Origin of the sequence: Tunicatimonas sp., assembly GCF_049647865.1 — a bacterium.
GTDB lineage: Bacteria > Bacteroidota > Bacteroidia > Cytophagales > Cyclobacteriaceae > Tunicatimonas.
Genome location: NZ_JBARYM010000424.1, coordinates 1 through 11888, shown reverse-complemented (window position 1 = coordinate 11888; position 11888 = coordinate 1). Strand labels below are relative to the sequence as shown.

At 43.9% G+C, this 11888-nt stretch carries 9 protein-coding genes; 5 read left to right on the top strand and 4 right to left on the bottom strand.

What is annotated here, in order from left to right:
- A partial coding sequence (locus tag WBA23_RS12680; RefSeq protein ID WP_424582648.1) for a TetR/AcrR family transcriptional regulator occupies positions 1 to 131 on the bottom strand: 131 nt, incomplete at its 3' end.
- Positions 132 to 264: 133 nt separating this feature from the next.
- On the bottom strand, positions 265 to 1011 hold the full coding sequence (locus WBA23_RS12675; protein ID WP_424582647.1) for an SDR family NAD(P)-dependent oxidoreductase: 747 nt from the start codon (positions 1009 to 1011) through the stop codon (positions 265 to 267).
- 196 nt (positions 1012 to 1207) lie between these two features.
- Between WBA23_RS12675 and WBA23_RS12670 the strand changes: the two genes are divergently transcribed.
- Complete coding sequence (locus tag WBA23_RS12670; protein WP_424582646.1) at positions 1208 to 2860, top strand: amidase family protein; 1653 nt, start codon at positions 1208 to 1210, stop codon at positions 2858 to 2860.
- Positions 2861 to 2897: 37 nt separating this feature from the next.
- Here WBA23_RS12670 and WBA23_RS12665 read toward each other — a convergent pair whose 3' ends face one another.
- Positions 2898 to 4049 carry a tetratricopeptide repeat protein gene (locus WBA23_RS12665; protein WP_424582645.1) on the bottom strand — a complete coding sequence of 384 codons (1152 nt, stop codon included), beginning with the start codon at positions 4047 to 4049 and terminating at the stop codon, positions 2898 to 2900.
- A 92-nt stretch (positions 4050 to 4141) separates the two neighbouring features.
- Between WBA23_RS12665 and WBA23_RS12660 the strand changes: the two genes are divergently transcribed.
- Together WBA23_RS12660 and WBA23_RS12655 are read left to right on the top strand one after the other, a co-directional pair.
- Positions 4142 to 4933 (top strand): polysaccharide deacetylase family protein, encoded by a 792-nt coding sequence (locus WBA23_RS12660; protein ID WP_424582644.1) that lies wholly within the window; start codon positions 4142 to 4144, stop codon positions 4931 to 4933.
- A gap of 497 nt (positions 4934 to 5430) precedes the next feature.
- Positions 5431 to 5751 carry a hypothetical protein gene (locus tag WBA23_RS12655; protein ID WP_424582643.1) on the top strand — a complete coding sequence of 107 codons (321 nt, stop codon included), beginning with the start codon at positions 5431 to 5433 and terminating at the stop codon, positions 5749 to 5751.
- Positions 5752 to 6395: 644 nt separating this feature from the next.
- On the opposite strand, the gene WBA23_RS12650 is transcribed toward WBA23_RS12655, so the two are convergent.
- Complete coding sequence (locus WBA23_RS12650; protein WP_424582642.1) at positions 6396 to 9032, bottom strand: M14 family zinc carboxypeptidase; 2637 nt, start codon at positions 9030 to 9032, stop codon at positions 6396 to 6398.
- 151 nt (positions 9033 to 9183) lie between these two features.
- Between WBA23_RS12650 and WBA23_RS12645 the strand changes: the two genes are divergently transcribed.
- Positions 9184 to 10218 carry an alpha/beta hydrolase family protein gene (locus WBA23_RS12645; RefSeq protein ID WP_424582641.1) on the top strand — a complete coding sequence of 345 codons (1035 nt, stop codon included), beginning with the start codon at positions 9184 to 9186 and terminating at the stop codon, positions 10216 to 10218.
- Positions 10184 to 11602: a BNR-4 repeat-containing protein gene (locus WBA23_RS12640; RefSeq protein ID WP_424582640.1), complete on the top strand. Its 1419-nt coding sequence runs from the start codon at positions 10184 to 10186 to the stop codon at positions 11600 to 11602. The genes WBA23_RS12645 and WBA23_RS12640 overlap by 35 nt, the downstream gene beginning before the upstream one ends.
- Positions 11603 to 11888: the final 286 nt, after the last annotated feature.

Genomic DNA, 11888 nt, shown 5'->3' with positions numbered 1-11888 from the left:
TGCAGAGCCTGCATGTAAAGCTGATGCTTATCCCCAAACGTATTGTACATACTTGCCCGATTGATTCCCATACGATTTACTAAATCTTCGTAGGAAGTGGCGTGATAGCCTTTCTGCCAAAAGACTGCCATCGCTTGGTCTAGCACCAAGTCTTTATCAAAGTTTCGTGGACGTGCCATAATAAAAAAAGGGATAGATGTCTATCCCCTTATTAATTCATATTATAGAATATTCATTCCGTTTAAGTTACATTTTATACGCTTTTTAGTTAAGTATTGTCATTCCGCCGTCTACGTTATACTCTCCCCCGGTAATAAACTGAGCATCATCAGAAGCCAGGAAACTAACTAAGCTGGCTACTTCAGCCGGTTTACCAAAGCGGTTAAGCAGTACTTTGCCCTGAACGGACTCAGCAAATCCACTGAGTTGTTCCTCCGACAAACCTGACTTGCTGAAAATAGGAGTCTCAATTGGACCTGGGTTCACGGAATTTACCCGGATTTTACGCGGGGCTAGTTCCGTAGCCGCGGTACGGGTATAGGAGTTCATGGCGGCTTTAGATGCAGCATAAATTGCGGTATTGGCCATGCCAGTATAGGCATTGATTGAAGAAAGATTGATGATAGATGCTCCTTCATTCAGAATGGGCAAGAATTTCTCTAGCGTGAATACTGCTCCTTTAAAATTGATGTTCATCTGCGTATCGTACAGTTCTTCGGAAATTTGACCTACCGGGGTAGGGAAGAACACCCCCGCGTTAATGAAGAGAATGTCTACTGAGCTAACTTCGGATTGAACTTGCTCTACGAGCCGATTGATAGCTGCCAGATCACTTACATCAGCTACGAGCCCTTTCACCCCTAGCTCTTGAGCTGCTTTTTCTACTTTTTCGGCTGATCGTCCGGTGATGATTACATTGGCACCGTCTGCTTTAAATTTTTGCGCGGTAGCAAAACCAATTCCACTATTTCCACCGGTGACTACCGCTACTTTTCCTGATAAATTTGCCATAACATTTTCAATTTATAATTTTAGAACTGATTTACAGAACGATCGTTCCAGAATAAAGTTAAGGTTTTTAGAATATTTATTCCAAAAAAAAATGAATACTGATGAGATGCGTTTTAAGAAGGGTTCATGAGGTAAAAGCTACCAGATTGATAATTTCTTTGTTTCTTTACAATTTGTACTACATCAATATAACTCAATGAAAAATATATATTTTCTCTGTGCGCTTTTCTTTGCCTTTGCCTGCCAGCAAGAGCAAAAACCAGAAACGACTATCCAACCGTGGGTAGCTTACGATGAATCAAAAGAGTTGGCAGAGAATGCCGACCACGAATCAGATAAAATGAGGTTTAGGCTGATTCAGTCACGCATCTCAGATAAAAATAAATTATGGGAAGATATAGGCGATCAGATCAAATTCTTTTCTGAAGAAGATTATCAGGCGTTAAGCTCGCTCATTTTAGAGCAAAGTATACCTACTATTCAGAATCATATTGAGAAGGGTGATCTTACTTACGAAAAACTGACTCAGTGGTATTTGTACCGAATTGTTAAGTATGAAAATGATAGCGGCAAATACTTAAATAATATTATCGCGATTAATCCGAACGCAGTAAAAGAGGCTCAAAAAAAAGATAAGGACAGATCAGGGCAGGAGCACCCACTCTACGGGATGCCTGTGCTGCTAAAAGATAATGTTAATTTCGGAGGCGTGCCTACCAGCGCCGGAACTCACTTGCTGAGAAACAATATGGCAGAAGATGCTTTTATTGTTGATAGAATACAGGAGAAGGGCGGTATTATTTTGGGAAAAACCAACCTTAGCGAATGGGCCAACTATCTCTGTCTGGACTGCCCCAACGGCTATAGTGCGGTGGGTGGACAAACGCTTAATCCTTACGGGCGAAAGGTGTTTGATACGGGAGGCTCAAGTTCGGGAAGTGGCTCTAGTATAGCGGCGAACTACGCGGTAGCTGCAATCGGCACTGAAACCTCCGGCTCCATTCTTTCCCCTTCTAGTTCCAATGCTATTGTTGGCCTTAAACCTACTACAGGACTACTTAGCCGAGATGGTATTGTTCCACTATCTAGCACCTTAGATACCCCTGGGCCCATGACGAAAAGCGTCATCGATAACGCTATTCTACTTTCTGCTTTGACTGGCGAAGATCAAAATGATAGTGCGACTTTGGGCAGCCCCACCGATGTTACTTACTGGGAAGATTTGGCAAGTGGCAGTTTAGCAGGCGTTAGAGTTGGAGTGAATAAAAGCTTCATAGATGATTCTATTTACCGAGAAAATGTAGATAAAATTGTCACTCTTGGAGCTACTGCAATTGAGTTTGACCCCAAACAGATAGACTTTGATGGGTTTGGTGAGCTACTAAATGCCGACATGAAAATTGACTTGCCAAAGTACTTAGAAAAGTATGCGAACGAGGAAATCGCTATACGTTCGGTAGCCGAAATAGTGAATTACAATCAAACCGATTCGCTGGACAAGATTCCGTACGGTCAGGGTCGTTTTGCCGGAATACTGGATACAGATCTTAGCAAAGAAGAATTAATTCAGCTACGGGCAAGGCTACGGAAGGAAGGGGTGAGTTTTTTTGAAGAAGCTATGAGTGAGCATGAACTGGATTTCGTATTGTCGATCAACAATTGGAATGCCGGTCATGCAGCAATGGCAAATTATCCTTGTATAACGGTTCCTATGGGATATCGGGCCGATGGCCAACCCGTAGGTGTTACGTTTATTAGCCGACCGTTTGAGGAGGAAAAACTACTGAGGGTAGGGTATGCTTTTGAACAAGCTACTAAAGTGAGAAGATTACCTCAAGACTATCAGTAGAAAAAAAAGAGAGGCGATAAGCCTCTCTCTTGTAAAATTACATGCTTTCTAACTTGGTATCAATTTCCTCAGCTTTTTCGTTCATGTCGAGCTGCTGATAAATAGTAGATAGCGTTGAAAGTACTTTCTGATTATTGGGCTCTAAAGATTGCGATGTTTCCAGGTACGGTAGTGCTCTTTCAAAATACTCCTTCGCCTGATTCTCAATCTCTTCGCCTTTCTCCTGATATTCTTTTAAGTCCATATTGTTAGCTTCAGCTAAAATTTCGGCTGCCTCATTGTAGTAGTAAGCGGCTAAGTTAAAATTAGCATCGAAGTATTTTGGATCTTTCTCAATAGATTTCTCGTAGCTTTTGACAGCCTGATCGCCTTGGCCCATTTGTTCGTACAAATAGCCTTGGTTGTAATACAACATTGGGTTATCAGGTTCAGCATCAATAGCTCGCGTTAGTTTCTGCCCGGCTTCATCATACTTTTCGCTATTAATGAGCATCGTTATTTCTCGTTTTAGAAATTCCGGATCATCAGGAAAAGCAGTTTGAGCTTTTTGCAGATAGGTCAACGCCTTTTCTTCGTTCTTATCTTCAATCAAGTAGATATAAATTAGACTATTGTAAAAGTCCTTACTTTTATAATCTAGTTCATCTATCAAGTAAGCGTAGTCATCCGCCGCCGCTTGCATGTCGCCCCCTTGTTGAGCTGATATTCCCCCGTAAATATACGCTGTGGTATCGTCCGGTAGAGCCATTTTTGCTATGTTGAACATGTCAATAGCTTCAGTATAGTTCTGCGATGAATAAAGGTTGGCTCCTTCGTTAACCGCATTGGCCCACACCTGCTGAATTTGCTGGTCGGCCTGAATTCCAAGCACCGAAGCGGTATCTTCCATTTCAATAACTTTAGCATACCCTTCGTAGGCTTTCATCAGCGGGTTTTCAGCATCTACCGAATTGGTAGAGTCGGTAGCAATCGCCAAATAAACATTGCCGTAGGTCATCCATGCTTTAGGGTCTAATTGGGCTACTGAATCTACCACAGCAGAATCTATCAGCATCTTCGCTTCGGCCAAATCACCAGTTTCTAAAGATGTACCTGCCTTGCGAACATTAGCCGTGAGACCGCTGGCACAGGATTGAAGCAGCATAGGAACAATAATCAACGCTAGAATTAAAAATTTGATCTGTTTCATCAGAGTAGTTAGTTTGGATATAAAAAAAATGTTTACTGTATTTAACTAATTAAATTGGCGTTCTGTTACAAATTCTTTGTTTAATCCTTAGTATGCTGAAAATTTTTAGGGTGTTGATAATCCGTCAGTTATTGTATACCTGCTTCGCTGTTGCCGCTTCGGGAACGCTGATCGGATGCAATAAAACGGAAAGACCAGCCGGAATTTGGCTTTCGTTCGATGACCGAAGTATTAACGAGTGGTATGCGCTGAAAGGGCTTTTTAAAAGGAGTGATGTAATCGTAACGTTCTTTATAACCCAACCGGATTCGTTAACTACCGATGAAGTAGCCAAGCTGCGTGAACTTCAGCGCGACGGACACGAAATAGGTTTTCACGGAACCCGACACGTAGTATCGGAACACTTCATCCAAGAGCGTGGCTACCGAAGTTATTTGAGCAAAGAAATTGATCAGGGACTACAAACGATGACTTCATACGGATTTAACTGCCAGTCTTTTGCTTATCCGTACGGAGCTAAGTTCTGGTTTACTGATTTGATTCTCAGAACAAGGTTCCAGGTACTACGAGGTGTGGCCACACTCGATCCGGAAAAGAACCTTGCCACTATTGATGATATTTATCATTCTTTTGACGGCGATAGAACATTAACCGCTATCAGCTTTGACAATAATTCCGGTACTGATAGCCTTATGATAGAAAAGGGGATGCAACGAGCCGCCGAAAACAACGAAGTGATTATGTTCTACGCTCATGCCCCCACTGACTCTGACCAAAAAGGGTACTTTTTTAGCACCAAAATGCTAGAATTCATCATTGAAGAAACAAAAAACAAGAACCTAAAATTTTATACGGCTAAGACCTTAACTGCGGAAGCTCAATGAACACTATCCGGATATGAGAATTAAGCTGGCTACGATTTCATAACGCAGTATGGAACCTGTATCGAAGCTGAGCAAGCTTGCTGACGGTGTCAGGAAGGAATTATAGCTCTTAACAAGCGTGCTGACAGTGTCAGGAAGGAATCATAGCTCTTGGCAAGCGTGCTGACAGCGTCAGGAAGCAATCCTATGTCTTGGCAAGTCTGCTGACAGTGTCAGGAAGCAATCCTATGTCTTGGCAAGTCTGCTGACAGTGTCAGGAAGGAATCCTAGTCTTTGGCAAGTCTGCTGACAGCGTCAGTAAGTAATATTTAATCAAGAGAGACCTCTCAACACTGTGGGAAAGAATTTTTTAAAGTGAGAGTAACTACGAAGCAATAAATAAGGCAAGAAAAGCGGGTCATGCGAATAACTATTTTGTAATTTGATGGCCTGAATACATAAGAGAGATAGACGCAATTGCGCCTATACAGATGTTGCCTGCAAGCTAAATTAGAAAAATGACCTCAGAAGAATTTGTAATCGGATTTTATAAAGAACGTGAGCACCTGATGAACTTGTACTTTCATTCTGAATCAGAAACTGAAGTAGGACAGATGATTCAATCTTTGCAATTAGATGAAGAAAGAGTAAAAGTATTAAAACAGATTATGAATGGTGCTATCAGAGATGTAATGTACACCATTTTGTTAGGACTTGATGGAGAAGCAGCAATTGGTGATCGACAAGAACCCTACAGATTGATGGATGAGGACAACAACGAACTGACAGGAGGGGAGATTGAAAGTTGTGCATGGGAATACTTTCAAAATAGGGAATAAGGAGACTGAGAAGCTTGGTAACTCGATTCGATTGAAATGTTGAAAAGCCAGCAGGCAACATCGTGCAGCCCTCAGCCTGGCAATAGTGAGCCAGTTTGTCTATTGCGCCAAGCACGGAAATTGATACTCGTAAGTGAAACCGCCAACAAGCCGGCCGAGGGCTAGCACTTAGCGTTATATGCTACTAAAAGTAAAGATAAATCAGTATCATTACTAAGAATACTGTTGAATATGAGATTGGGTTTTGACCACCTAGGAAGTCTGTAGCCTTATGAAAAGATTGGGTATACTGATATGGTTTAGTCAGACTAAAAAGAATAGAGCCAAGAAGAAATATTTAAAAGGATTTACAGAAATTGAGTTTACATGATCCGCTTACGGAAGCTATAAGCAAAGAAGCTAAAGTCGCTAAGATAAGCAACATTATTGAACAGATAGAAGAGTTAAATAAGATAATAGATTTTCATCGGAGTCATCAAGAGGATTTATCAACCATCTTTCAGTACGAATACATGCGTGATGAATTTATCAAAGAGCTTAGCTTAATGAATTGATACGAGATTTCAAACTAAACGTCAGACTAACAGAGCGTGCAGCGTAGAAATGAAGAGAAGGCAACCAAAGGATTAAAGCTAGCACCAACCCTACAAGCTCGGCAGTAGCATTACGGCATTCTGCATCATGCGGGAGGGGCCGCGCCAGAACATACGGTACTGGGTATTATCAGTAAACAGTACTACTTTCCCTTTACCCATTGGCACTACTCCGGCAAACACGTTTCCGGCTAAATGCTCTCGGTTTTCTCGAGCCACATAACCGGAGGCGAGCAATTCGTCCGCATTCTCTTCGTAGTAACCTACAGCTTGCATTTTGGTATTGGCGGCTAACGCATCGTTGCCGAACTTGAGTGAATAAAGCTGTTCAGGCATTCCGAAAGCGAGCGGATGCGAATTGTCAATGGTAGAATTCAGAGCCGAACCCGGAGTGCGCTTCCAGCCGTAGTAGTCTTCTCGCTCCGCGTAAGTGAGGTACTTAGCGGTTTGACTACTATCCTCAGGGACTTTCAGTGTTTCTATTCCGGTAAAGCTAGAGTCGCCTTCTGCTAGGTACGCTACACATTCTTCGGTAGCAATCAGGGTGCCGCCGCTATTCACCCAGCTTTTGAGGTTAGCTAGAGCAGATTTATTAAAGACCTCTTTCAGGTTGCTAGTGCCCGGCAGCAGTAAAACATCGAAACTATTAAGATCAGCGTAGCCGTAACGACGACCAAGTTTGGGCAGTGAAGTCTGCTGTAGCGACGAGGCCCGAATTCGGGTAATCGGGAAATGAGATACTTGATCAAATAAGAACCACAATTGCCCCGAACTATAAACGGAGAACGGTTGATCTACCAGCATGGCGGCTTTGGGGGCTTTGAGTGGACGGCTGTAGCGAGAAGATAAGTCAATACCATCGGTCATTCGCCCGGAGTTTAAACCGACAATCTTTACCTGAGCCGAGTCCGCTATTTGCTGCATATCTTGCTGCACCTCTTCATCGGTTTTTTCATTACGACCCAGCAATACAACCAAACTACCCCGCCCGAAGGATTGACTGGCTGAGCGAAACGGCTTTAGTGCTGAGCGCACTTGGTACTTTTTGTTCCAAAGCATGGATAGTGCCCGAGGGGCATTGGGTTGCTTCCACTCAATAGCGAAAGCGTAGGTGGCTTCAGGATTACTCACTCCGCTAGGGGGAGCGGAAGTTTCGCTAATTAGCTCACTAGATACGTTAACGGAACGATCAGTTGCAAAGGCTTCCAGGTTATAGGCTAGCGGAGCCGACCAAGTAGCCATATCGTACATGACCGAATCTTCAATATCCAGTTGTGGCTGCAAAATAGAATTAATAAATAAATGCCGTGGCTGATCGGCTGATACAATAATATCTCCCGACCTAAACTGACGCTCAGAAGGGTTTCCACTTCGGTAATTCAAAGCGTCTCGTACCGAAAATCCTTGATTAGCGCGTTCCACACTGACCCCGTGTTTTACTAAAATATTGACCACGTCATTCAGGTAGCCGGAAGAGTCATCGGGTAAAATATAAGCTTGGGTACTAACTTTGGAAGTAGCTGGTTGAAGGGCTTCGTAGAAATAGCGACGTAGCTCTACTTTCTTCTCTGCCGCTTTTTTAAAGGTTGCAAATGACGTAGTGTAATGATCAAACAATCGGTTGCGAAGCGTCAGCACAAAATCGTCATCGGTTTCAATAGCTCGTCCGCCACCAATACCACCCTGTTCAACCAGCATACCAATCGCTCCCATCACGGTAGGGTAGCTGGAGCCGTAACCCGGATAAAAGAAGTCAAAAGCTTCGCGGGTGAAGTAGGAAATCTGATTTTGGTCAAACGCTCGCACGTTCGCCATCCCGAAGGTATCGGAGAGTGCTTCGTAGCGGTCGGGTAACGTCAGGTTACGGGGCGTGGTGCCGGGAGCAGTGAAGTAGTTATTGTTATAGCCCTGCTCATGATAATCTACGTGTACTTGTGGCATCCACTGCTGATAAACCCCAATATGTCCGCGTGATTCAGGGTGCAAGAGCCAAATCCAGTCGCGATTCAGATCAAACCAATAGTGATTAGTACGTCCGTTGGGGAAGGGGGCATCATGCTCAATATCGTTAGGTTCGGTAGCCAGCAGATTGCGCTGCATAGAATTGTACCAGTACACGTAGCGATCCCGCCCATCGGGATTAATGCAAGGGTACATGATAATGACCGAGTTATTCAGAATATCCAGTGTCTCATCATCCTGCGCTGCCGCGAGTCGATATGCGACTTGCATAGCGGCCTCGGTACTAGAAGCTTCGTTGCCGTGAATATTGTAACTCATAGAAGTGATCACCGGCTGCGATGTGATCAGTGACTCCGCTTCCGAGCTACTAAGTTCGGTAGTGTTCGCCAGCTTCAAGTTGTTTAGTCGAATCTCCTCCAGGTTTTGCTGATTCTCTTCCGATGAAATGACTAGGTAGATCAGTGGGCGACCTTCGTAGGTTGTTCCGTACTCATCTAGTCTTATTCGTGGGGAAGCTTCGGCTAGCGTTCGTAGGTAATTAACTACTTGATGATAAATAGTAAATTCAGCTCCTAACTCGTAGCTTAAGTGACTAGCCGGGGTAGGAATTGCTTCGTTGTAGAGTAAATCAGGATCAAGCGGATAGCGTTCGGTATCAACCAGCGCAGGTTGGGCGAATGAAAAAGTTGCCAGAAAAACAAAAAGCGAGCTTAAATAAGCCTTCATAAAGTAGGATAGGTTAGGAATGTGGTAAAAATAATCAATCCCAGGATTATTGCATAACATCAAGCGATTGTCTCACTAATTAACTACTCTAGTATACAATTACTTGGCTAGTCGGAAAGAAGTAGTAAATTAATCGGGTTGAAATAACGCAATGAAAATTATAATAAATTGTCTGGTACTAGTATTTCTATTCGGATGTCCATCACAACCGGAGATTTTAGTTTCTACGATTGAGGTAAGTAGCGAAGATTCATTACGAAACCTTCTGGCAGACATCATGTCCCTGCCTTCGGAATCTACCGATGAAGTCAGCTACGAACTAATATCTACTGACGAAACGAATACTTATATCTTGCAGCAGTTTTCCATCCAATCCCAGTACGGAGATCAAATTCCGGCTTATCTTCTTACTCCCAAAAATCTCCCGCCACCGTATCCCGTCATGATTACTTTGCAAGGCCATGCTCCGGGAATGTATATTTCTGTTGGAGAAGCGCGTACCGAGCGAGATGAAAAGCTAATTGCCGGTGGTCGAGATATTGCCCTTCAGGCGATTGCGAACGGATGGGCTGCCCTCACCATTGAACAACGAGGGTTTGGGGAGCAGGCGCAAGAAGGTGTCGTTTGTAATGATCTCTCACTGAGAGAACTCATGCGAGGGAAACCAATGCTAGGCCAACGAGTAGCCGATGTGATGCGCGGCATTGATTTTATTGAAACCCAAGATGATTTAAACGCTGATTTGATTGGCTGTATGGGAAATTCAGCCGGTGGAACCGTTTCTTACTTTGCCGCTTGCATGGATGAGCGAATTAAATTGTCGGTAGTCTCTTGCTCGTTTTGCACTTACGAACGTTCTTGGCTGAAGTACCACCACTGCGCCTGCGGTTACCTGCCGGGCTTGCTAGAAGTAGCCGATATGCCCGATTTAGCCGAACTAATTGCGCCCCGCCACCTACTAATTGTTGCTGGAAAGGAAGACTACATTGCCGATATTGAGGGCGTGAGAGACGGGTACGCTACGGCGCGAGCGATATATCAACAGCAAAATGCCCTAGATCATGTGGCACTACTAGAAGGCGACGGTGGTCATCAATTCTATCCTGATTTGGCTTGGCCAGTAATTAATACTATAAAAAACAACCTACTGTATGAAAATTCAGAACCTACTCAAACTGATTTATAAAGCACCTATACTCACTATTTTACTTTTAATAATCCACTTCCAGGGTGTAGCACAATTAAACTACAATAATCAACAACTAGATGGCTATAAAGGTATCTGGTTCACGCTGGGTCAATTTTACGAATACGGCGATAAATACTCCGGTGGATTAGGAACCTACACCGCTAAGCATAAACCATTAGCCATCTATGCCGAAGAGGTAAATAGAACCTTTTTTGTGTACGGCGGCACCACCGGAGAGGATGATCGTTACTTGCTATGCATGATTGGGAGTTTTAACCACGCCAATAGTACGGTTACCAAGCCTGTTGTTGTTTACGATAAGCAGGGAGTAGATGACCCCCACGATAACCCTAGTTTGCTGATTGACCCTGAGGGTTACCTGTGGGTGTTTATCAGCGGCCGAAACACGCGCCGACCGGGTTTCAAGTATCGTAGCGATCAGCCTTACGACATTAGTGGCTTTACTCAAGTTACGCAGGAAGAAATGACCTATCCGCAGCCCTGGCCCATTGAAGGAAAGGGAATATTCCATTTTTTTACCAAGTATACTGGAGTGCGGGAGCTGTACTACGAAACCAGTCCCGATGGACAAACGTGGACTGAAGACCGTAAGCTAGCGGGAATCATTGGGGAAGGCGAGGAGAAAGCTGGGCACTATCAGGTTAGCGGTCACTACGGAGGCAAAGTAGCTACTTTCTTTAGCCGTCACCCAAACGGAAACGTGGACCGTAGAACGAGTCTTCACTACTTGCAGTCTACTGACTTCGGTGAAACCTGGACTACCGCCGACGGTGAGCCGGTAGAAACTCCCGTCACCGATGTTGACTCTCCCGCTCGAGTTATTGACTACGAAAGCCAGGGTAAAAATGTCTACCTGAAAGATATGAGTTTTGATGCCGATGGCAATCCGGTTGCCTTGTATCTCACCAGTGGCGGCCACGAACCCGGTCCTGACAATAATCCTCGCGAGTGGCGAGTTTCTCATTACGACGGTTCCGGTTGGCAGACATCAGTTATTACTACTTCGGGCCACAATTACGATATGGGTAGTTTATGGATTGATGGTAACCGTTGGACCGTAATTGCCCCCACAGTGGATGGTCCTCAGAGGCACGGAGCCGGTGGAGAGGTGGCCATTTGGGTAAGCATCAATCAGGGCAAGTCCTGGTCAATGCAACAGCAAATCACCCAAGACAGCCCCCGAAATCATAATTACGTCCGTCGAGTAGTGAACGGTCAACCACCCTTTCAGTACTTCTGGGCCGATGGCAATCCGGGTGGAATCACTAAATCAGTTATGTACTTTGGGGATAGTGAAGGTAATACGTGGCAGTTACCTTACGAGATGAGTGAGGAGGAAGTAAGGATAGAGACGCAATGAGATGTTAACAAGGCAGGTTTAAGTGATGATTAAGTAATAAAACTGAAAAATAAGTTGTATAACTTAATTTTCAGTTATACATTTGAGTAGTATCTTACTTATTAGCTTATGAATACCTTTCAGCAGTATCTGCTCGAGTCTTCCATTTATCTACTAATACTAGTGTTACTTCAACTTAATTTTGACGATTATATTCAGGTAGTTAATTTTGCAGAAAAAGGATTATGCCTGCAAAAATATATCGAGTGCACCTGAGCGAAGAAGAAAGGGTTCAACTTCAAGGTTT